This window comes from Celeribacter baekdonensis, assembly GCF_003047105.1.
GTDB classification, from domain to species: Bacteria; Pseudomonadota; Alphaproteobacteria; order Rhodobacterales; family Rhodobacteraceae; genus Celeribacter; species Celeribacter baekdonensis_B.
In genome coordinates this window covers 204,614-225,965 of sequence record NZ_CP028475.1, presented here as the reverse complement: position 1 = coordinate 225,965, position 21,352 = coordinate 204,614, and the positions used below count along the sequence as shown (strand labels likewise).

General features: G+C 57.5%; 23 protein-coding genes. 7 read left to right on the top strand and 16 right to left on the bottom strand.

What is annotated here, in order from left to right; translation table 11 throughout:
* Positions 1–73: 73 nt before the first annotated feature.
* The 4 genes from DA792_RS04480 to DA792_RS04465 all read right to left on the bottom strand — a co-directional run bounded on the left by DA792_RS04480 (position 74) and on the right by DA792_RS04465 (position 2,825).
* On the bottom strand, positions 74–1,093 hold the full coding sequence (locus DA792_RS04480) for a GGDEF domain-containing protein (protein WP_107718463.1): 1,020 nt from the start codon (positions 1,091–1,093) through the stop codon (positions 74–76).
* Positions 1,090–1,689 carry a heme NO-binding domain-containing protein gene (locus DA792_RS04475; RefSeq protein ID WP_107718461.1) on the bottom strand — a complete coding sequence of 200 codons (600 nt, stop codon included), beginning with the start codon at positions 1,687–1,689 and terminating at the stop codon, positions 1,090–1,092. The genes DA792_RS04480 and DA792_RS04475 overlap by 4 nt, the downstream gene beginning before the upstream one ends.
* A gap of 113 nt (positions 1,690–1,802) precedes the next feature.
* Positions 1,803–2,537, bottom strand: a complete 735-nt coding sequence (locus DA792_RS04470; protein WP_107718459.1) for an HAD family hydrolase — start codon at positions 2,535–2,537, stop codon at positions 1,803–1,805.
* A gap of 9 nt (positions 2,538–2,546) precedes the next feature.
* Positions 2,547–2,825: a DUF3572 domain-containing protein gene (locus DA792_RS04465; RefSeq protein WP_107718457.1), complete on the bottom strand. Its 279-nt coding sequence runs from the start codon at positions 2,823–2,825 to the stop codon at positions 2,547–2,549.
* 128 nt (positions 2,826–2,953) lie between these two features.
* On the opposite strand from DA792_RS04465, the gene DA792_RS04460 reads away from it, so the two are divergent.
* On the top strand, positions 2,954–4,363 hold the full coding sequence (locus tag DA792_RS04460) for a diguanylate cyclase (RefSeq protein ID WP_107718455.1): 1,410 nt from the start codon (positions 2,954–2,956) through the stop codon (positions 4,361–4,363).
* Positions 4,364–4,449: 86 nt separating this feature from the next.
* On the opposite strand, the gene DA792_RS04455 is transcribed toward DA792_RS04460, so the two are convergent.
* The 4 genes from DA792_RS04455 to DA792_RS04440 all read right to left on the bottom strand — a co-directional run bounded on the left by DA792_RS04455 (position 4,450) and on the right by DA792_RS04440 (position 6,662).
* The gene (locus DA792_RS04455; RefSeq protein WP_107718453.1) at positions 4,450–5,010 is read right to left on the bottom strand and encodes a periplasmic heavy metal sensor; all 561 of its coding nucleotides are present in this window, start codon (positions 5,008–5,010) and stop codon (positions 4,450–4,452) included.
* A 3-nt stretch (positions 5,011–5,013) separates the two neighbouring features.
* Positions 5,014–5,439 (bottom strand): hypothetical protein, encoded by a 426-nt coding sequence (locus tag DA792_RS04450; RefSeq protein ID WP_107718451.1) that lies wholly within the window; start codon positions 5,437–5,439, stop codon positions 5,014–5,016.
* Positions 5,426–6,016: an RNA polymerase sigma factor gene (locus DA792_RS04445; protein WP_107718449.1), complete on the bottom strand. Its 591-nt coding sequence runs from the start codon at positions 6,014–6,016 to the stop codon at positions 5,426–5,428. The genes DA792_RS04450 and DA792_RS04445 overlap by 14 nt, the downstream gene beginning before the upstream one ends.
* Before the next feature lie 85 nt (positions 6,017–6,101).
* Complete coding sequence (locus DA792_RS04440) at positions 6,102–6,662, bottom strand: EF-hand domain-containing protein (protein WP_159075163.1); 561 nt, start codon at positions 6,660–6,662, stop codon at positions 6,102–6,104.
* 247 nt (positions 6,663–6,909) lie between these two features.
* Here DA792_RS04440 and DA792_RS04435 point away from each other — a divergent pair, with 247 nt between their 5' ends.
* Positions 6,910–7,350 carry a DUF983 domain-containing protein gene (locus DA792_RS04435; RefSeq protein WP_417267327.1) on the top strand — a complete coding sequence of 147 codons (441 nt, stop codon included), beginning with the start codon at positions 6,910–6,912 and terminating at the stop codon, positions 7,348–7,350.
* A gap of 11 nt (positions 7,351–7,361) precedes the next feature.
* Here DA792_RS04435 and DA792_RS04430 read toward each other — a convergent pair whose 3' ends face one another.
* Entirely contained in the window at positions 7,362–7,817 is a 456-nt protein-coding gene (locus DA792_RS04430) for a GNAT family N-acetyltransferase (protein WP_107718445.1), read from the bottom strand.
* A 172-nt stretch (positions 7,818–7,989) separates the two neighbouring features.
* Between DA792_RS04430 and DA792_RS04425 the strand changes: the two genes are divergently transcribed.
* Positions 7,990–8,967 (top strand): isopenicillin N synthase family dioxygenase, encoded by a 978-nt coding sequence (locus DA792_RS04425; protein WP_107722554.1) that lies wholly within the window; start codon positions 7,990–7,992, stop codon positions 8,965–8,967.
* Between the two features lie 70 nt (positions 8,968–9,037).
* Here DA792_RS04425 and ppk2 read toward each other — a convergent pair whose 3' ends face one another.
* On the bottom strand, positions 9,038–10,066 hold the full coding sequence (gene ppk2, locus DA792_RS04420; RefSeq protein WP_107722553.1) for a polyphosphate kinase 2: 1,029 nt from the start codon (positions 10,064–10,066) through the stop codon (positions 9,038–9,040).
* Positions 10,067–10,252: 186 nt separating this feature from the next.
* Here ppk2 and parE point away from each other — a divergent pair, with 186 nt between their 5' ends.
* On the top strand, positions 10,253–12,229 hold the full coding sequence (gene parE / locus DA792_RS04415; RefSeq protein ID WP_107718443.1) for a DNA topoisomerase IV subunit B: 1,977 nt from the start codon (positions 10,253–10,255) through the stop codon (positions 12,227–12,229).
* Positions 12,230–12,263: 34 nt separating this feature from the next.
* Here parE and DA792_RS04410 read toward each other — a convergent pair whose 3' ends face one another.
* The 5 genes from DA792_RS04410 to proS all read right to left on the bottom strand — a co-directional run bounded on the left by DA792_RS04410 (position 12,264) and on the right by proS (position 17,356).
* The gene (locus tag DA792_RS04410; protein ID WP_107718442.1) at positions 12,264–13,127 is read right to left on the bottom strand and encodes a BRCT domain-containing protein; all 864 of its coding nucleotides are present in this window, start codon (positions 13,125–13,127) and stop codon (positions 12,264–12,266) included.
* Positions 13,128–13,220: 93 nt separating this feature from the next.
* Positions 13,221–13,895 carry an ABC transporter ATP-binding protein gene (locus tag DA792_RS04405; protein WP_107718441.1) on the bottom strand — a complete coding sequence of 225 codons (675 nt, stop codon included), beginning with the start codon at positions 13,893–13,895 and terminating at the stop codon, positions 13,221–13,223.
* On the bottom strand, positions 13,888–15,183 hold the full coding sequence (locus tag DA792_RS04400; RefSeq protein ID WP_107718439.1) for a lipoprotein-releasing ABC transporter permease subunit: 1,296 nt from the start codon (positions 15,181–15,183) through the stop codon (positions 13,888–13,890). Before DA792_RS04400 ends, DA792_RS04405 begins: the two co-directional genes overlap by 8 nt.
* A 117-nt stretch (positions 15,184–15,300) precedes the next feature.
* Complete coding sequence (locus DA792_RS04395; RefSeq protein WP_107718437.1) at positions 15,301–15,810, bottom strand: DUF2937 family protein; 510 nt, start codon at positions 15,808–15,810, stop codon at positions 15,301–15,303.
* Positions 15,811–16,018: 208 nt separating this feature from the next.
* On the bottom strand, positions 16,019–17,356 hold the full coding sequence (proS, locus tag DA792_RS04390) for a proline--tRNA ligase (RefSeq protein WP_107718435.1): 1,338 nt from the start codon (positions 17,354–17,356) through the stop codon (positions 16,019–16,021).
* Positions 17,357–17,580: 224 nt separating this feature from the next.
* On the opposite strand from proS, the gene DA792_RS04385 reads away from it, so the two are divergent.
* From DA792_RS04385 to DA792_RS04375, 3 genes are all read left to right on the top strand, one after another.
* Positions 17,581–18,693, top strand: coding sequence for an AI-2E family transporter (locus tag DA792_RS04385; protein ID WP_107718433.1), 1,113 nt, complete (start codon positions 17,581–17,583; stop codon positions 18,691–18,693).
* 3 nt (positions 18,694–18,696) lie between these two features.
* Positions 18,697–19,380, top strand: a complete 684-nt coding sequence (locus DA792_RS04380) for an AAA family ATPase (RefSeq protein ID WP_107718431.1) — start codon at positions 18,697–18,699, stop codon at positions 19,378–19,380.
* A 94-nt stretch (positions 19,381–19,474) separates the two neighbouring features.
* Positions 19,475–21,037, top strand: a complete 1,563-nt coding sequence (locus tag DA792_RS04375) for a Ppx/GppA family phosphatase (RefSeq protein ID WP_107718429.1) — start codon at positions 19,475–19,477, stop codon at positions 21,035–21,037.
* Between the two features lie 9 nt (positions 21,038–21,046).
* On the opposite strand, the gene DA792_RS04370 is transcribed toward DA792_RS04375, so the two are convergent.
* The gene (locus DA792_RS04370) at positions 21,047–21,352 is read right to left on the bottom strand and encodes a hypothetical protein (RefSeq protein ID WP_107718427.1); all 306 of its coding nucleotides are present in this window, start codon (positions 21,350–21,352) and stop codon (positions 21,047–21,049) included.

Genomic DNA, 21,352 nt, shown 5'->3' with positions numbered 1-21,352 from the left:
CTCCTGTTTTCAATCCGCCTGAGACAGTCCTCATCCCCAGCGTTGGCCGCACTGAAATGTCGCAAATGACGGGTCAACGCTGGAGTGGCGCAATTTGCGTCTCTGGCATCCCGGCATCATGAATGTCTGGATTATATATCGTCGCTTGGGCGCGGCCTTCGTGTTTCGATCCGTAGAGCGCCAAATCCGCATCGTGAATCATCTTTTCAGCGCTCGGGCTGTCGTAAAATTCCGTGGTCGTGATCCCGATAGAGCCTGAAATGCGACAGAACGTATCCTGATAGGGAATTGGTTCTTCAAGCCGGGCAATGATCCGGGACGCCGTGCGCATCAGCCGATCATGATCAATGAATTTATTGAAAACCAAAACGAATTCATCGCCTCCCACCCGCGCCACCATGTCGTCACCGCGGGTTTCCTCCAATAGGATTTTTGCCACCCGTTGCAACACCGTATCACCGGCGGCATGGCCCAACGTGTCATTCACCGATTTGAAATAATCCAGATCAAGATGCATCAGGGCAAAATGAACCCCGCCGCGCAACATCCGGTCCAGAACATAGTCCATCGCACGGCGATTTTTCAGCCCGGTGAGCGTGTCGGTATAGGCCTGTTCTTCGGCAGCGACTTTTGCGCCTTGTAGCCGTGCGTTCAGCTGTTTGGTTTCTTCCAAAACCGCCGATTTCGCCTCAACCAGATAGAGCATTTCGATGGCAAGGTCGGTATGTGCAAAATCTCCCGAGGTCAGTCGATAATCCGCCACCGCATCAAGGATCGAAATGCCAAAAGACAGGTTTAAAATGTTGAGATTGGCCCCGGCGATAGAAATGGCCATCCCTTTCAGAGGAGTCGAAATACCAGAATGGAAGTTCAGATAGAGTTTCGTTGACAGCGGAAGCGGCCCATCCCCTGTCCCACGCCCATTGTCACGGACGGAAAACACCTCACCAATGGATTTTCCTATCAAAGTTTCAGCTTTGCGCAATTTGCCAAGCGTCGGGCCAACAAACTGAATGATCCCATCGTCGTCATAAATCAGACCCATAGGCATCAAAGCGCAAATGGACGTGGGATCAAATGTCGCGTGTTTCATACGCCATCTCCCATCCGCCCAGATAGATCGAACGCCCGGCCCTCGGCATAGGCGACTTCCAATAGATTGATGGTGATCACTTCTTCGCCGGAATCCATCCAGCCGGAATGTTCCAAAAAGACCAAGGCCCCATAGTCATCCGCCATCGCCCGCATCACGCCAACCATCGCATAGCCAAACCCCGGCATCGCACTGGAACAACTCAGCCGGAATGTTCCGTCGCCACAGCACTCAACCGAGAGCATTGGCACCTCAAGGTCGGGCAAAGCCAATTTGGCGCGCCCTTCCAAGTCATTGAGAGAATACAGAAATTCCGTAAAATTTTCACCGCCAAATCGCAACAATCGTCGGATCGCTTCCACATTTGGATGCGACACAAGATAGGTTCCGAGATCCTCAAGAAAGGTTTCGACAGGTTTGTGCAAATGCCGCGCCGCCCGGCCCAGCACGTCCAACGTGATCTGGTCCGGATAGCTCAGCATGGCTTCGAAATTTTCAAAGCCAAGATCCGCATTTTCGGCAATATCCAACCATGTCTGCGTCCCGTAGGTATCACGCAGAAAACATTGGATCGCTCGATTTATCATCCCGTGCATGACCGGCACGCCTCTCACTTACACATGCGAAAGACTTACGCGCGCACTCTTAAGAAATTACCAATGGCCCGAGACTTTTTTGGCAGCACATTCAATGTAAACCGCCTAAAACCTTAGATCTGCCTGTGGCGAAGCCAGTCAGGAAGGTCGGCCACACTGTTCAAAACCACATCTGCATGGGGAGTAAGCTCAGCCGCCACCGCGACCCCGGTTAAAACGGCAACGGTACACATCCCCGCCGCGCGTCCTGCCGCCAGATCGTGTAGACTGTCGCCCACCATCACACAGGCCGAAGGGGCCACGCCAAGCCGCTGCGCAGCACCCAAACAGGGTCCCGGCGCAGGTTTGCCACCATAGCCACTGTCATAGCCGATCACCGCAGAGAAATATGTTGAAACATCCATTTGCCGCAGGTGATCATGGGCGGAGGCCTCGAAATCATTGGTCACAACTGCCAAGGCATAGCCCGCCTGTGTCAAAGCCATGCACATGTCGCCAAGCCCCGCGACGGGCTTGGGGGAAAACCGCGCGGGATCGGCATCAAGACAGGCCAAAAGTTGGTCTGGGGCAAGATGTGGAAAATGCGGCTGCAACAGATTCAAAACATCCTCTGGCGTGCCTGCGATGATCGCGCTGTCGGGGTGAAACCGTGCCTGTGCCAGATCAAATCCCATCGCCTGCGCCACCGCCTCGGCCTTTTCCCCTGGTCCGCCGCAGATCTCAAGGATCACGCCCTGCGCCCATGGTCCCCAGCTGGCCTGAAAATCCATCAACGTGCCATCTTTATCAAACAGAATCGCAGTGATCGCGGCAGACGTGTTTTGCGTCGTTTTTGGAAGGGGGGACATGATGGTCTTTCAGGTCCAATGGATATCTGCACCGCCCGGAAGCGCCTGACGCGCGCGCATCGGATCATGCGGATCAAGTCCGGTCGCTGTGGCGCAAGCGTTAACCCATTCATCGTTCATGGTCACGAAATCGAGAACGGCCGAGAGCACCTCCGCCTCTGTGGCCCGCAAACGCAATTCATCGGGACTCATGCCGCTAGAGCCAAGAAAAATAGGTAAAATCTCCTCATCTCCGACCAGCCATGCCAAAACTTTAAGGGCAATCACTTCGGCGGATTCCTGCTTCATCTGTGGATAACTCCGGGCGTTGGAAACGATTTCTTAACCTTTCTCAACCAAATTCCCTAACAAATGCAACAGCATTCAACACAATAAAAACAAAGCCGAAAAACAACGCGGCGCTATGAGAGGTCCTAATGGCGGGCAGGATTTTGATCGCGGACAACGTGCCGACAAATCGCATCATCCTAAAGGTGAAACTTGCGTCCGCCTTTTATGATGTGTCTCAGGCCTCCACCGGGTCCGATGCCCTTGGACTCGCGCGTGAGTTGCGGCCAAATCTGATCATTCTGGATGGCAACCTCGGCGATATGACCGGATATGATGCCTGTGCAGCCCTCAAAAAAGACCCGCTCACCGCCCATATCCCCGTCGCCATCATCACCCCGGCTCATGACACGACCGCGCGGATTGCCGCGCTCAAGGCCGGTGCGGACGAATTCCTCACCAAGCCGCTTGATGAGTTGACGCTGACCGCCCGTGTGCGCGCCTTGATGCGCGCCTCGGCCACCTCAGAGGAATTGCGTCGGCGCAACGAAACCGCTCACACTCTGGGCTTTTCCGAACCCGCGAGCCATTTTGAAACCCCCGGCAAAATCACCCTCATCGGGGCCACAACCGAAGAGGCGATGACCTGGCGCGCCGGTCTGCGCGGCATGACGTCAGACGAGATTGTGATCGAACGAGGGGATCACGTTTTAGAAGCGATCTACAATGGGAATGTCTCTGATCTCTATGTGATTTCTGCGCAATTTGGCGGTGGGGCGGAGGGGCTTAGACTGATCTCTGATTTGCGCGCCCGCGATGCCACCCGCACATCCGGCATCGTGGTTGTGCATGGGCAACAGGACCGGAGCGAGGCTTTGATGGCGCTGGATCTGGGGGCCAATGACCTGATCACCCGCGGCGCTGATCCCGAAGAAATGGCGCTGCGCCTGCGCACCCAAATGCGCCGAAAAAAGGAATCCGATCAACTCAAACAAACCCTCGACGAAGGCTTGCGTCTGGCGTCGATCGACAGCCTCACCGGGCTGTACAATCGCCGCTATGCCCTGCCCCATCTTGAGAAAATTGCCAAAGAGGCCCATGAGGGCGGGCAACATTTTGCTCTGATGTTGGTCGACATTGATCGGTTCAAATTGGTCAATGACACCTATGGCCATGCGGTCGGAGACGAGGTTTTGATCGAGGTGGCACATCGGATGCGCGACAATTTGCGCGGCATGGATTTGGTGGCGCGCTTTGGCGGCGAAGAATTTTTGGTCTGTATGCCGATGACCACTTTGATGGAGGCGCGCGCCGCCGCCGAACGGTTGCGCGCGGCGATCTGTGCCCGCCCGGTCGCGATGTCCTCCGACGGTGCTCCGGTCACCGTTTCTGCCTCAATCGGCCTCGCCATGGGCGGTGGCATGGGCGGTGGCATGGGCGGCGAAATGAACGCGCACGCCCCGAACGTCTCCGATCTGATCGCCATCGCGGACCAGGCGCTTTATGGGGCCAAAGCCGAGGGACGCAATCAAGTCACTCTGGGCTCCTACGCGGCCTAAATCAGCAAACCTGCCCGCCGTTCACACATATAAAAGGCGCCCGAAGGCGCCTTTTATATGGATCTCTCCCGATCTGGGGTCACATCTTAGTTCTGCTTTTTATCTTCGCGTGATCCATCGCCCGCATGCGGTGGCCGCGGCGGCTTTTTGAGCATGTCCTCAAGTCGCATCGCATAAGCGGCACGGTCCGGGGCGCTCATCCGAGCGATTTGATCCACAACAATCTGCGCGCCGATCTCTTGGCGGCTGGAAAAATTCTGTTGCTGTTGCAGCAAAAGCGTTTCAAAGGTCTGCCGATCAAACGGTTCCGCCTTCAACGTTGCAACCATCTGGGCAAACATGGTTTTCACCTCGGCCCGCGCCTCGCGCGGATTGCCGACAGAGCGCACAAAGCTGCGCCCGACATCCCGACGATCCGTGGGGTCCAATGCACCAATGAAGGGGCCAAAGCCAAAATCGCGCACTTGCATCGCCCGCGCCCGGTCCATGCCCGCATCCCAGCGCAACAAAGCGCCTGCCACCGTGCCGATCACCGCAAGGTTCAGCGCCAGCGACATCACCAAAACCACACGGCTCCAGCGGAACGGCTTTTTCGGCGTGTCCTCGGTGGCCACAGGTTCGGGCGTCATTTGGCTGTCATCCGTCATGGCTTATCCTTCCGAAGCGAGATCGTAGAAACTTGGGACCAAAGCATCAAGCGCATCGCTTGCCGCTGTCATCTCAACCGTGGCGCTCTCGCTATAGTCACCTGTCGCCAAATTGGTCACCGTTGAGGGCGCGCCCAGCCCAATGGCCAGACCTGTGACCGCCGCCGTGGCCAAGCCAGCCACCGCCCGCCATCCGCCCAGCGCCGCAACCATGGCCGCCAGCATTGGATGCCGCTGTTTCGGGCGCAGGGCCTCGCGACGTGCCGCGTCCTGACGGGCACGTGTGGCCATTTGGGTGTCGGCATCTGCCATGACGGCGGCCAAAAGCGCGGCGGAAGGTCTCACCGCCTCGTCACGTGCCTCGGCAAACAGCGCCTCAAGCGATTGATCTGAAAGACCACCTGTCATTTTATCATCACGATGCGTCATCTTCGAACCCCAGTCTGTCGCGCTGCGCGGCCAAAGCCTGCGTCAGGGCGCGTTTGCCTCGGGCGGTCAAACTTTCGACCGCCTCGACGCTAATGTCCAACACTTCGGCAATCTCAGGATTGCCCAAGCCTTCAATGTGGCGCAGCACCACCGCTTCGCGTTGTCGATCCGGCAAAGTTGCCAGCGCGGCGTTTAACGCATCAATCCGCTCCCTCTGGATCATCACCGCCTCTTGTGAGGGGCGATCATCTTCAGGCTCGGCAATCTCATCCAAGGCACTGCCACGCTTTTTGCGCAGCCGGTCCGTGCACAGATTGGTCACCACCCGGTAGAGCCATGTGGTGACCTTGGCCTCGCCCTGACGCCAGTCGGGCGCGATTTTCCACAGTCGGAGCATCGCCTCCTGGGCCACATCTTCGGCCTCGGCCCGATCACGCAACAGGCGCGCGGCATAGCCCAAAACCTTTGGGGTCAGACGCATCGTCAACGCGCGCGACGAAGCCGCATCGCCATTGCCAAAGGCAATCAGCAACGCCTCATCAGAGACATCGTTTAGGGCGTCAAAGGGCATATCCATCACCGGCTATAGCTATCTCAAACCGTTGGAGGCGTCCACCGTGGGACCGTGGAGGAGAGACATCTCTCTCCCCCACCCTCACGGCTTAGTTCCGGCCTTGACCCGGCGTTTTCATACCGGGACGTCCGTCGTCTTTCATATGCCCCTGCATCCGCTGTTGCATCAGCGCCAGTTCTTCTTGGCTGATCATACCATCGTCGTCTTGGTCCAACCGATCAAACAGACTCACGCGGGGGGCGTTGCTCATTTCTTCGGCGCTCAACACGCCATCACCATTGGTGTCGCGGTTTTTGATCATGGTCTCAACACGGGCTTGCATACGGGCCATGCGCTGTGCCTCGTGATGCGCCATCAATTCGGCGGCATCCACTGTGCCGTTGCCATCCGCATCCACCTCGGCAAACCGTGCCGCTTTGAACGCATCCATCTCGGCCATGGACAGTTTGCCGTCGCCATCGGTATCTACCGTGGCAAAATCAAACTCCGGCCCAAACGGCATAAAGCCCTGTCCGCGTTCCGTTTTCATACCGCCGCGCATCCCGCCCATTTGATCGGGAGTGTTCGGACCACCAGCGGCAAAGGCCGCGACGGACCCACCCAGCACGGCAACAAAAGCGAGGGCGGAGACAAATGTATTGCGTTTCATGTTCATTTCCTTTTCACAGGGTTACTCTGACGTGCCGCTCAAACCCCGTTCGAGACCAACATGCGGCGCGCTTTGATACTTATGAAACGGGCCACCCTCGCACTTCCGTCGCACTGCGGCTCAAAAATATGAAAGACACGCGCTCCTGCCCAAACGCGACATCGGGACGCAAGGACAAAACGCGCGGATCTGCGTAAGACTTTGTCGCTTAAACTCACGCCCATATCAGCAAAGAGGCGAACCGCACATGACCGACACCACTCAGGCCCTCAGCGCCGCCACCTCAAACATTCTTTCTGACGCCGTCTCGGCGCGCGCAGGCGAACGCGAAATGCGCCCGGCCCTTTTGCGAGGCTGGAAACGGCGTTGCCCCTCCTGTGGCGGCGGGCCAATGATGAAGGGCTATTTGAAAGTCCGCGACGAATGTCCGGTCTGTGGCGAAGAATTGTATCATCACCGGGCCGATGATGGTCCCGCCTATCTGACCATCTTGATCGTCGGTCACCTGATGGCGCCGCTTTTGGGCTTTGCCTTTATCGAATTCCGCCCCGATCCTTTGGTGTTGATCGCCATTTTCGCCACGGGCACCGTCGCCCTGTCTCTGTACCTCTTGCCCCGCTTCAAAGGCGCGATCGTGGCCTTTCAATGGGCCAAGCGCATGAATGGCTTTGGCGACGACAAAGCCTAAGCGAGCCGCGCTTATAGCTCTTTGCGAAAATGCACCCGCTGATACCCGTCGCTTTCCCCGCGATGGGTCTCGGCAAATCCCAGTTTGGGATAGATGACAAGCGGACCGTCCATCACCGCATTGGTATAGACCATCAACGCCCGCGCGCCCATCTCACGCGCCTGATCTTCGGCCCGCGCAATCAATTGCCGCGCAACGCCACGTCCCTGCGCTGCCTCGGCCACCGCCAAAACATCCAACATCGCCGTGCCGTCGTCTTGGTCGTAAAGATAGACTATGCCCATCAGCGCTGCGCCGTCACAGGCGACGCTCACCAACCCCGTCTCAATCAGCGATCCGTAGTCATAAAACACAGGTGCCGGGGGTTTGCCGATCTTTGGCGTGTAGATCGAAAAGGCCTGTGCCACCAAACCCGTTACCGCCTCTGTGTCCGCGCGTGTGGCGGGGCGTAAAATCATCTCAGCCATGCGCGTCCTGTCGTTTCTGTTGCAATCCTCGCCAACTTATCTTTGGCCCCGCGCTCTGGCGAGCCTGTTCTTGCGCACCCCCTGTGCACGCCGCCGCGGCTTCGCTCCGGTTGACAGAGGCACGTGGTCGCGAAACGGTGTGCCAACCGACGTCCCCCGCGAAGAGACCACCATGCAAACCGACACGCCCCAAACCAACACGACCCAAACCGATTTCCCTCTGCTCGACCTCGCCGCTTTTGCCGCAGCCGATGCTGCCAACAAGGCCAAGATCGCCGCCGAGGTGGATCGCATCTGTATCGAAACCGGGTTTCTCGCCGTCACCGGTCATGGCGTACCGCAGCCGGTGATCGACGCGATCTGGGACAAGGCGCGCGGCTTTTTCGATCTCGCGCCCGAGACCAAACACGCGGTCGCCCCTGCACCCGGCGCGCCCTATGGCTACCTTGGGCCAGGCACCGAAGCCTTGGCCAAATCACGCGGCGAAGACACGCCGCCCGACCTGAAGGAAAGCTTCAATGGCGGACCTTTGAGCATCCCTCCCGGCGAGACCGATCCAGACGCTTTGGCCTTTTGCTATGCCCCCACACCTTGGCCAGACATGCCCGATTTCCGCGCGGCGTGGCGCGCCTATTATGCTGAAATGGAGGCGCTCGCCGCCCGGATCATGGAGGTCTTTGCTCTCGCCCTCAATCTGCCGCAGGACCATTTCGCGCCCTTTATCGACACGCCAATCTCGGCGTTGCGCGCGCTCAATTACCCAGCCCAAGACAGCGCGCCGAAAGAAAACCAACTGCGCGCCGGGGCGCATACCGATTACGGTTCGCTCACCATCCTGTTGCCCGAACCCGGCTCGCGCGGTCTTGAAATCCTCACACCTGAAGGCGATTGGCGCGGTGTGCCGCCCATTGAGGGCGCGTTTGTGATCAACATCGGCGATCTCATGACGCTTTGGACGGCTGGGCGCTGGACCTCGACCCTGCACCGTGTTGTCACCCCGCCCGATTGGGCCACCAAACGGCGCATGTCCTTGGCGTTTTTTCACCAACCCAATTGGCACGCCGAGATCACCCCTTTGTCCGGCGCAAATGCGGAAACCGTCAGTTCCGGCCCCTATCTGATGGCTAAATTTGCCGCCGCCAACGGCTGACACACAAAGGCTCTCTCCTTTCGGACAGGGCCTTTGCCTTCATCGCAGTTCAAATACTCTTAGCTGAGCCTTAGACTTTGCCGTTGCGCCCGCGCCGTGCGTCCGGATGCAACGCCGTCCCTAAAATATGATCCGCGCGGTGCACAACATGCCCCGCATTGCCGACAATCAACGGGTCCGGTTGGCCGATCAATTCCATATCCTTGTCCGGGTAGTCGATGGTGGACAGAAAATGTTTCATACATTCCACCCGCGCGCGTTTTTTGTCGTTGGATTTCACAATCGTCCATGGCGCATCTGCCGTGTCGGTGTAGAAAAACATCGCCTCTTTCGCCTCGGTGTAATCATCCCATTTGTCCAAGGATGCTTTGTCGATCGGCGAGAGTTTCCATTGCTTCAGCGGGTCGTTTTCGCGCGCGGCAAAGCGGCGTTGTTGTTCGGCTTGGGTCACCGAAAACCAGTATTTATAAAGCCGGATGCCTGAGCGCGTCAGCATCCGTTCAAATTCCGGCGTCTGGCGCATGAATTCGAGGTAATCATTCGGCGTGCAAAATCCCATCACCCGTTCCACGCCCGCCCGGTTGTACCAAGAGCGGTCATAGAGCACGAATTCGCCCGAGGTCGGCAGATGTTCAACATAGCGTTGGAAAAACCATTGACCGCGCTCTTCGTCGGTCGGTTTGTTGAGCGCCACCACACGGGCGTGGCGCGGGTTCATGTGCTCCATGAACCGTTTGATCGTGCCGCCCTTGCCCGCAGCATCGCGGCCTTCAAACAACAACACGAATTTTTCGCCATTCTCTTGCGCCCAAATCTGCGCCTTCAAAAGCTCGGCCTGAAGTGCGACTTTCGTGGTCTCGTATTCCACCCGCGTCATCTTTTTGCGGTAGGGGTATGTCCCGGTCTCAAAGGCCGCCCGGATTTTGTCCGGCGTCACGGTTGGAAATGTTTTCGGCCCGCCGCGTGTGGTCGGCTCCGCCGTCGTCTCATGCGCCGTCTCATTCGCCGCCGCTGGCATGGTCTCGGCGGTCATACCCTCCTGCCCCGCCACAGGTTCATTTTTCACAGCGGCAGGCACAGCTTTTACAGTCGTCGTCATGCGGGCGGTTCTCCATTCATAAATCTGTGACACCCCTGTTACACGAAATCCCTTTCTCTTTCCTTGATCTGAGGCAAGGTTTTTGATGTGCCACCTGTCCACATGTCTCAACAGCTTGCGTCACACGCCGCCCAATGGTCTAATCCTAGCCCAACGAGCAAACTCTAAGAATCGAGCGCCACACCCATGTCCGACGATCTCCTTTCCGGCCAACCCGATCCCAATGTCAAAGCCAAAGCCTCCACCTATGATGCCTCCTCCATTCAAGTCCTCGAAGATATGGAGCACGTCCGGCTGCGCCCCGGCATGTATATCGGCGGCAAGGATGAGCGCGCTTTGCATCACATGGTCGCCGAGATCATCGACAACTCGATGGACGAAGCCGTCGCCGGACACGCCTCTTGGATTGAGGTCGAGCTGCATGAAAACGGCCATGTCTCCGTGCGCGACAACGGCCGTGGTATTCCGATTGGTGCGCACCCGAAAGACCCGTCGAAATCCGCGCTTGAAATCATCTTTTGCACACTGAACGCCGGAGGCAAGTTCTCTGGCGACAGCTATGAAACCTCGGGCGGTTTGCACGGCGTTGGCTCCTCTGTGGTCAACGCGCTCTCTGATCATTTGCGCGTCGAAGTGGCACAGAACAAAGAGCTCTATGCCATGGAGTTTTCCCGTGGCGTGCCACAGGGCAAGCTGGCCAAAATTGGTGCGGCTCCGAACCGGCGTGGCACCGCGGTGACATTCCACCCCGACCCCGAAATTTTCGGCGCGCTCAAACTGAAACCCGCCCGTCTTTTTGCCATGGCCCGGTCCAAAGCCTATCTGTTTTCGGGCGTTGAAATCCGTTGGAAAACCGCGATCAAGGACGGCGACACGCCGCTTGAGGCGAAATTCCATTTCCCCGGCGGGCTTGCCGATTACCTCTCTGAGACTATGGGCAGCGCCACCACCTATGCAGAGAAACCCTTTGCGGGCACCGTCTCTTTTGAAAAATTCAAAGCCCCCGGCAAGGTCGAATGGGCGATCAATTGGACGCCTGCGCGCGATGGCTTTATCCAGTCCTATTGCAACACCGTGCCCACCCCCGAAGGCGGCACCCATGAGGCCGGATTTTGGGCGGCGATCCTCAAAGGCATCAAGGCTTATGGTGAGTTGGTCGGCAATAAAAAGGCCCAAAACATCACCCGCGAAGACCTGACCACAGGCGCGGGCGCTTTGGTGTCCTGTTTTATCCGCGAGCCGGAATTTGTCGGCCAAACCAAGGACCGTCTGGCCACCACTGAGGCGCAGCGCATGGTCGAAAACTCCGTGCGCGACCACTTTGACAACTGGCTCGCCGCCGATACGAAATCCGCCGGTTCCATCCTTGATTTCCTCGTGCTGCGCGCCGAGGAACGCCTGCGCCGTCGTCAGGAAAAAGAGACCCAGCGCAAGACCGCGACCAAGAAACTGCGCCTTCCCGGCAAGCTCACCGATTGCTCCTCGAAAGACCGCGTCGGCACAGAATTGTTCATCGTCGAGGGCGACTCTGCGGGCGGGTCCGCCAAAGGCGCGCGCAAACGTGAAACGCAGGCGCTGTTGCCGCTCAAGGGTAAAATCCTAAACGTCTTGGGCGCGGCCTCCGGCAAGCTCAACACCAACCAGGAAATTTCTGACCTCTGCGAGGCCTTGGGCGTCGGCATGGGCACGCGCTTTAACGTCGAAGACCTGCGCTATGAGAAAATCATCATCATGACCGATGCGGACGTCGATGGCGCCCATATTGCGGCGCTATTGATGACGTTTTTCTACACCCAAATGCGCCCGCTGATTGACCAAGGCCACCTCTATCTGGCCTGCCCGCCGCTCTATCGCCTGACCCAAGGCGCGCGCAGGCTCTATGTCTCTGATGACGCGGAGAAAAATGAGTGGATGGACAAGGGTCTTGGCGGCAAGGGCAAGATTGACGTGCAGCGGTTCAAAGGCCTTGGCGAAATGGACGCGAAGGATTTGAAAGAGACCACAATGGACCCCAAATCCCGCAAGCTGATCCGGGTGACCATCCAAGAGGATTTCCCCGGTGAAACGGCGGATTTGGTCGAGCGCTTGATGGGGAAAAAACCGGAACTGCGGTATCAGTATATTCAAGAGAACGCGCAGTTTGTTGAGGAATTGGATGTGTGATTATTTCTCGTGAGCACGGCTCACGAGAAATATTTTACAAGTCTAGTATTTTGAGCAATCTCATCTCAGACAAAAAATGGGGCTGCCCTGATTTTTCACGCAACTGAATGGCTTTTATGATCTTGGTTCCTTTGTGGGTCTGGACCCAGTCCCGTGAGGCCTCAGATGCAACAACCAAATAGTCTGTTTTTCCACTTGGGGATTTTGCGACAAGGCCTCCACGTTCCAATATGGCATCCTCTAAAATTCGGCGTGGGGAAACCGTGAAAGCACCGGTCAAAACGAAACTCGTACCTTCAAGTATTTCGTCAATTTTTGCTTCTTCAAATACGGGAACGGAACCGAGTGCCGACATGCCTGTATCCGCATAACAGTCACCAACAATCCGTGAGATCGAATAGCAAATTTCCGTAGACTCTTCCGATGAAATTTCTCCATCTTCAACAGCATCAACACAGCAAGATATCACGGCACGCGCACCAACATCTTCCAACACTGATGGCTGCTCTTGAGCAAAGGCGATAACCTTCTCCGTCTCAGCCAGCGTAATTCTGTCATCGCAGGCAATCCCCGCACAGAATCCCAAAAATCTATTTAGTGCGCTCCGCTCGCAATCCGGATCAATGTCTCGCATCCGATATTCAGCCGCGTCAAACAGGCTGTCAGCTTCCAAAAGTTCCGCATTGAAATCCTCTATTATTTCAAATGCATCCTCATCGCCAACATTTCTCGCAAACTCAAAACATTGATCCAAGAGTGGCTTGACCTCCTCAGGCTCAATTCCGCCACTCGCAACAATGCCCTGTATAAATCCGGTAAAATAGCAGAAAAACTTTTTATCATTTGCCTTGCGATGGACCCGCCCCAAGGCAGCCCCACCAACCTCAAAATTAGCCATGTCAATCTCCTGAAATTCCAAGGCGAGGAGAATGCAGCCTATTAATTTTGTCAACCCAAGCGACTGACGAGTGCAAGCGCGTTCAATCTCCCCCTAAACAACCCGCCCCATATCCAACTTCACCACCCGGTCCATTTTATCCGCCAGCTCATGATTGTGCGTGGCGATGAGCGCCGACAGGCCCTCGTCGCGCACCAGTTCCATCAGCACGTCAAACACCAAATCCGAGGTCGTCGGATCAAGGTTCCCGGTCGGTTCATCGGCCAGCAAAAGCCCCGGCCCATTGGCCAGCGCCCGGCAAAAGGCCACGCGTTGTTGTTCGCCGCCGGACAGTTCCGCCGGGCGGTGTTGGGCGCGGCGACTGATGCCGACCTTGTCGAGCAATTTCAAAGCGCGGGCCTCGGCCTCGGCCACAGGCACGGCATTGGCAAGTTGCGGCAGGACCACGTTTTCAAGCGCGGTGAATTCCGGCAGCAGGTGATGAAATTGGTAGATGAACCCAACGCCCGCGCGCCGCATCGCGGTGCGACGACGATCCCCCAACCCCGTCATGTCCTGCCCGGCAATCGTCACCGTGCCTGCATCCGGCACATCCAACAGCCCGGCAATGTGCAAAAGCGTCGATTTCCCCGCCCCCGACGGCGCGGTCAGGGCCACGACCTCACCGCGCGCAATGGTCAAATCAATGCCGCGCAGAACCTCGATCTGGTTTGGCTTGCCAGCGTTATAGGTCTTGGTGATGCCTTTGATCTCCAACATATTATTCATACCGCAGCGCCTCCACCGGGTTCATTCGCGCGGCACGGCGCGCCGGGAAAATCGTGACCACAAAAGACAGGCCAAGCGAGAGCGACACGGCTTTGAGAACATCCGCCGCGCGTAGTTCGGCCGGCAGCGCATAGATGCCCCGGATCGACGGGTCCCACGCGCCGCCGCCATTCATCCAATTCACAAAAGACATGATTTGATCAATGTAGATGGCAAACAGCGCGCCAATAAGCACACCAAACAGCGTACCGACCACCCCCGTCAGCGAACCGCAGATGAAAAAGATCCGCAAAACGGAGGCCTCAGTGAGACCAATCGTGCGCAAAATGCCGATGTCGCGGCCTTTGTTTTTGACCAGCATGATCAGGCCGGACACGATATTCATCGCCGCAATCAACACAAGGACTGAAAGGATGACGAACATCACATTGTCCTCAATATCAAGCGCGCGCAGGAACGATCCCGAGGCATCGCGCCACGTCCACACCAGCCCGCGCTCCCCTACCGCTTGCAGCAATGGAAGGGTCATCTCATCGACCGCTTCGGGGTGGGTCACCATGACCTCGATCTCATCGGCAGTGTCGCCCCGGTTGAAATAAGTTTGCGCCTGCCCGAATGGCAGGTAAACCCGTGTTTTATCAATGTCATAGCGGCCCGCGGAAAAGACATAGACGACATCGAAAGAGGACACGCGCGGGCTTGTGCCAAAGGCGGTTTTGGCCCCGTCGGGCGAAATCAATTTGATCTTATCGCCAACCGTCACGCCCAATTCGCGCGCCACACCGGAGCCTATGGCAACGCCCTCACTGAAGCGGGTGACATCGCCCCACTGTTCGTCCGGAGTGATCGCCACGCGGGGGATGGTCATCAGGTCCGCTGGGGCGATGCCGTAAATCTCAACCCCGGCGTTGTTGCCGTTGAACGAGGCCAAAACCTGTCCCTTCACCAAAGGTGCTGCGCGGGTGACGCCGGGCACGGCCGCAAGCGATGTCGCCCATTGCGCATAGTCCGGAATGGTGCGCGCGGTTTGGCCCGCCTCATCGACATAGATCGAGGAATAGACCGTCACATGGGCGTTGGAGCCGAGGATCGTGGCGACGAATTCATCGCGAAACCCGGTGCGCACGGCCAGCGTGATGATCAGCGCCGCCACCGCCAAAGTGATGCCGATCAAAGAGATCCACGTCATCACCGAGACGCCGCCCTCTTCTCGCCGGGCCCGCAAATAGGCCCATGCGATTTTCCACTCAAAACGCGAGAAGGGCTTGGTTGATTTGGCCTGTGTCATGGTCCGATAGGGCTCCGTTCAAAGTTGCCAGACCATTCCCTTTGACAGGGCAAAGGTCAAGCGCCCGCACGGATTTTGGACCAAACAGCTGCGTGAACAGTGCGATATAAACGCGGATTAAAATGTCAGCCCATCTTTGGATTTGCGGCGCTTAAAGGGCCAGGCCAACAGCCACAACACGGCAAACACACCGCCCCATCCTGCAACATATCCGATCAGCGCGGACAGGCCACCCGCCACGGACAGCGGCATGGCGGGCACAAAATTGTCCCAGGTGGTGCGCGCCAATTCGACGTCGGCGATACGCTGCGGCATAGTCAGACGTTCCAGAGGCGAGGCATCGCGCAGCATGGTCAGGTCTTCTGACAAGCGATCATAGCGGGCGAATGTGGTGCGCATATCGCGGCGACGGTTTTCCAAAAACACCGACCCGCCCATCGAGGCCAGTGCATCCTCACGCGTCATATCGGCCTTTTGCGCCGAGGCGTCAAAATCCGTGATCACAACGGCCAAGGCATCCACCTGACCGCCGAGCCTTTGGGTATATTGTTGGGAAAACTCAGGAAACTGGGAAACAATGGCAGCCCCGAACAGGCCACCCACAAGTGTGAGTGTTTTGACGATCATGTCGCGCTCCTCTGCCTCGCCCCCATCTGACGTGAGGGTCATAGCGAAGGGTAAAAGGATTCGGGGGCGTAAGACAAACATGTCCCCGCCCCCGTTGATCAAAACCGCGACTTCTTGCCTATTGCGCCAAGGATCAGCGCTTACAGATCCGTGTCCATTTTAGCAATTTTCGCCTTACAGATCCGCGTAAATTTTAGCAATTTTCGCCTTACAAATCCGCGTAAATTTTAGCAATTTTCGCGATGGCCAATTCCGGTGTCATCTCTTCGCTCTCGCCTGTGCGGCGCGAGGTGACTTCGACGACACCGTTTTTCAAACCACGCGGGCCAACGGTGATCCGCCACGGCAGGCCGATGATGTCCATGGTGGCAAATTTGCCGCCCGCGCGTTCGTCGCGGTCATCATACAAAGGCTCAAGCCCAAGCGCCTCAAAGGATTTATAGAGCGCCTCACAGGCGCCATCCGCCTCCGCATCGCCCTGTTTCAGGTTGACGATACCAACATGGAACGGGGTCACGCCTTCGGGCCAGATGATGCCCTTGTCGTCGTGATTGGCCTCAATCAACGCGCCCAAAAGACGGGACACGCCAATGCCGTGCGACCCCATCTGGACCGGGGTCGGTTTGCCATCCGGGCCTTGGACGGTCGCGCCCATGGCTTCGGAATATTTGGTGCCAAAGAAGAAAATCTGACCGACTTCGATGCCCCGCGCCACGCGACGGCGCTCTTCGGGAACCTGTTCAAACAGGGCGGCGTCATGGGTTTCATCAGTACGGGCGTAAAGCGAGGTGAACTCTTCCATCACCGCGTGACAGGCTTCGTGGCTGTCGTAATCAATCTCGCGTTTGCCGAGTTTGATGTCGGTGACGGCGACATCATAAAACACCTCGGATTCGCCGGTGTCGGCCAAGACGAGGAACTCATGCGTGTCATCACCGCCGATCGGACCGGAGTCGGCACGCATCGGAATCGCCTGTAGCCCCATACGTTCATAGGTGCGGATGTAGCTGACCAAATGGCGGTTATAGGCATGCATCGCATCTTCAACAGTCAGATCGAAATTATACCCGTCTTTCATCAGAAATTCGCGGCCCCGCATCACGCCAAAGCGCGGGCGAACTTCGTCGCGGAATTTCCACTGAATGTGGTAAAGTGTGAGCGGCAAGTCTTTGTAACTGCGCACATAAGAGCGGAAGATGTCAGTGATCACCTCCTCGTTGGTCGGCCCGTAAAGCATATCGCGACCATGACGGTCGGTGATGCGCAACATCTCTTCGCCGTAGTCATCATAGCGGCCGCTTTCGCGCCACAAATCAGCCGGTTGCAACGTCGGCATCAACAGTGGGATGTGACCCGCGCGCTGTTGCTCTTCGTGGACGATTTGCTCCACTTTTTTCAGGACCTTGTAGCCCAGAGGCAACCAAGAATAGATCCCAGCCGCCTGTTGGCGGATCATGCCCGCGCGCAACATCAGACGGTGCGAGACGATTTGAGCCTCAGACGGCGTTTCTTTCAGTACCGGGAGAAAATAGCGCGACAGACGCATGCGGAGATGCCCTCAAGTGATGATCAGGTTTGCTTCGGTCTAAGCGATCACCTTGGACCACACAAGCCAAAGCGGCAGGCAAATGCCTGTTCTTCCGCAGTTCTGGCCCCTCTTTGCCCCCTACGGGGCAGGGGAAAGGCCGTTTTGACCCCGTCTCTTCCCCTTGAAACCCGCCCCGTCTCGGGCGATATGGAAAGAAAGCAAAGCGACACCAAAGGGATACTATGGCGTTACCAGTCCGTGATCAGATGAAATACTGGGGCTTTGCAGCAGCAGGGTTCTTTGCCGTGCTGTGGTTGCTCGGCGATGTGATTTTGCCCTTCGTTCTCGGTATGGCCGTGGCCTATATGCTTGATCCGGTGGCGGATCGGCTTGAGTCATGGGGGCTGAGCCGTGTTGCCGCGACATTGACGATCACCCTAAGCGCCGTCATTTTATTCGTGCTGGCCGCCTTGGTGGTGTTGCCGACTCTGGTGCGGCAATCAACCGATTTGGTCGATACAGCGCCAGAGCTTTTTGACAATCTCCAGAGCTTTTTAACCGCGAAGTTCCCGGTTTTACTGGATGAAAACTCGCAATTGCACCAAACGCTGTTGCAGATCGGTGAAGCGATCAGATCAAAGGGCGGAGAGCTTTTGTCCTCTGTTTTATCCTCGGCGATGAGCGTGTTTAACGTCGCAGTGCTGCTCGTCTTGGTGCCGGTGATCACCTTTTATCTGTTGCTCGACTGGGACCGCATGGTCGCCGAAGTCGACAAGCTGTTGCCACGCGATTACGCACCGGTGATCCGCAATCTCGCCTCTGATATTGATCGCACACTGGCCTCGTTCATTCGCGGCCAAGGCACAGTCTGCCTCATTTTGGGGACGTTTTATGCCACGAGCCTGATGCTGGTGGGGTTGAAATTCGGCCTTGTCGCGGGCGCGATTGCCGGGATTTTGACCTTTATCCCCTATGTCGGCGTCGCCGTGGGTGGCGTTTTGGCTATCGGTTTGGCGCTGTTTCAGTTTTGGGGTGAATGGTATTGGATCGCCGCCGTGGTTGGCATTTTTGTCTTTGGGCAATTCGTTGAGGGCAATATCCTAACCCCCAATTTGGTCGGCTCTTCCGTCGGCTTGCACCCGGTGTGGCTGATCTTTGCGCTGTCTGCCTTTGGCACGGTGTTTGGCTTTGTCGGCATGTTGGTGGCCGTACCGCTTGCCGCAGCGCTCGGTGTGATCGCCCGGTTTGCCACGGATCAATACCGTGAGGGCCGCCTCTACAAAGGTCTCTCTGATGAGGCCGCTCCAATGCCCGAGGACCAATCAGAATACGACGCTCGCAGCGGCGAAAGCTAAGCCATGGCCGAACAGCTCACCTTGGACTTGCCAGCCCGCGAAGCGCTGGGGCGGGATGCGTTTTTCGTTGCCCCTTCCAATATGCTGGCGCTGGCCACATTGGATGCGGTGGACACATGGCCCTCGGGCAAACTGGTCCTGATCGGCCCGGCAGGCGCGGGCAAAACCCATATGGCACAGGTCTGGGCGAAGGACCGCGATGCCGTGGTTCTCGCCCCATCGACGTTGGCAGAGGCCGACATCCCCGCCCTCGCTGCGCGCAGATGTGTTGTGGTCGAGGATGTCGATCGACTGTCCGATCTGCCCAATGCCCGCGCGACCGAAGAGGCGTTGTTTCACCTGCACAATCTGACTTTGGCCGAGGGCGGGCGACTTTTGCTCACCGCGCGCACGGCTCCAAACCGTTGGACCCTGACCCTGCCCGATCTGGCCTCCCGGATGCAAGGCACCCCCGTGGCGCAAATCGAGCCGCCCGATGACATGTTGCTGACCGTGCTTTTGGTCAAGCAATTTGAGGACCGCCAACTTATCGTGCCCGAGGCTCTGATCACATGGCTGGTCAAACGCATGGAACGGTCGGCCGCTGCGGTGCGCGACATTGTTGAGGCTCTGGACCGCGAGGCCCTGCGTGCCGGAAAGCCGATTTCGCGCGCCCTTGCGGCGCGGATTTTGGACCCCGAGGCCTAATTCCAAACCCGTTTTCTTTTCTGCACAGATTTCAAGCAATTGACAGGACCCCATCGCATTTGGCACTGTCTTGAGCGAAGCTAGGGGATACACTTTGACCACATCGACGGATGCCGCCCAGTCTGGCGCGGAGCAACAGGATTGGGGCGTCTTTGGCCGCCCTCTGTTTCTCGACGAAGAGGCGCGGGCCTTGTCTCGTGTGGGCGTGGTTGATGTCGGATCAAACTCCGTGCGCCTTGTCGTCTTTGACGGTGCGGCGCGCAGTCCGGCCTATTTCTACAATGAGAAAATCATGTGTGGATTGGGCGCGGGATTGCGGGAAACCGGTCGATTGAACCCCGAAGGCAAATTGCGGGCCATGGTCGCCATCCGGCGGTTTCAAAAATTGGCCCAAGGCATGGGAATCCCCCCGCTCACAGCCGTTGCGACGGCTGCTGTGCGGGAGGCTGAGGACGGTCCTGCTTTTCGGGAGGAGATTGAGCGGGAGACCGGCCTCAGCCTTTGGGTGATTGACGGCGAAGAAGAGGCGCGGCTGTCGGCACAGGGCGTCTTGCTGGGCTGGCCCGAGGCGGATGGGTTGGTCTGTGACATTGGCGGCTCTTCAATGGAGCTTGCGGTCGTCACAGGCGGCACCGTTGGCAAACGTTTGACCTCGCCGCTTGGGCCGCTGAAACTTCAGGGGCTCAAAGGCGGGCGCACCGGTCTTAAGGACCATATCACCCCGATCATGGCCGATCTCGTTGCCAAAATGGGCAAGGATCACAAACGGATTTATCTGGTCGGCGGCTCATGGCGGGCGATTGCGCGGATCGACATGGAACGGCGCAATTATCCGCTACATGTGTTGCACGAATACCGGATGTCGAGCCGGGCGGTCACAGACACGATCAAATTTATTCGCAAAAGCAATATGGATGAATTGCGCGCCAAAACTGGCACCTCATCGGCGCGGATGAGCCTTGTTCCGATCGCCTCGGAAGTGCTGCGCCAATTGGTCCATGCCTTTCATCCAAAAGAGATTTGCATCTCGTCCTACGGTATCCGCGAGGGGCTTTTGTATGAGCAAATGCCTGACCAAATCCGCGCCCGTGACCCGTTGATCGAGGCCTGTCGTTTTTCCGAAATGAAAGACGCGCGCACGCCCGGATTTGGCAAGCGCTTGCACCGCTTCATCGAACCGATGTTCCGCGCCCGCCAATATGAAAAAATGCGCATCGTGCGCGCCGCTTGCCTGTTGCATGACGTGACATGGCGCGCGCATCCCGACTACCGGGCTGAGGTGTGTTTTGACAATGCGACCCGTGCCAACCTTGGTGGGCTGACCCACAATGAACGGATATTCCTTGGGTTGGCCTTGTTGCATCGCTACAAGAATTCGCGCGATGGCACGCCCTTTGCCGATCTGATTGCAATGCTGCCAGACAAAGACATCCGTGATGCCGAGGTCTTGGGCAAAGCCATGCGTTTTGGCGCGATGTTCGCGTTTGAAGCCCCCGATGAGCTGGCCAAACTCGACTATTTTCCGAAAAAGAAAGTGCTGATCCTGACCCTGCGCCCAGAGGCCGAAGACCTGTTTGGCGAAGTGGCACAGGCCCGGTTTCAATCGCTCGCCAACAGCTTGGGCGCGCAGGCCGAGATCAAACACGCCAAATCTTAACGCGCGGATTTAAATCTCAATGTCCCCATCGGGTGCGGCGTCTTGATCAGGTTCAGGACCCGCCTCCGTGGGCGGTTTGCGCCGGATCAGGATGTCACCATTGGGCAAAACCACTGGCGGCTCATAGGCGTTCAAATCGTCCATCACCCCGTCCAATTCTTTGAGCGCAGGCTCCATCTGTTGAAACAACTGTTCCAGCAAAATCCGCGCGCCTTCGCGCATCAGGTCGATGCCTTCAGAGGCCTCCTGCGCTGTTGCTGGCGAGGACGAGAGCACAAGAAGACTCAAAGAGAGGCGCGCGACAATCTGTTTCAT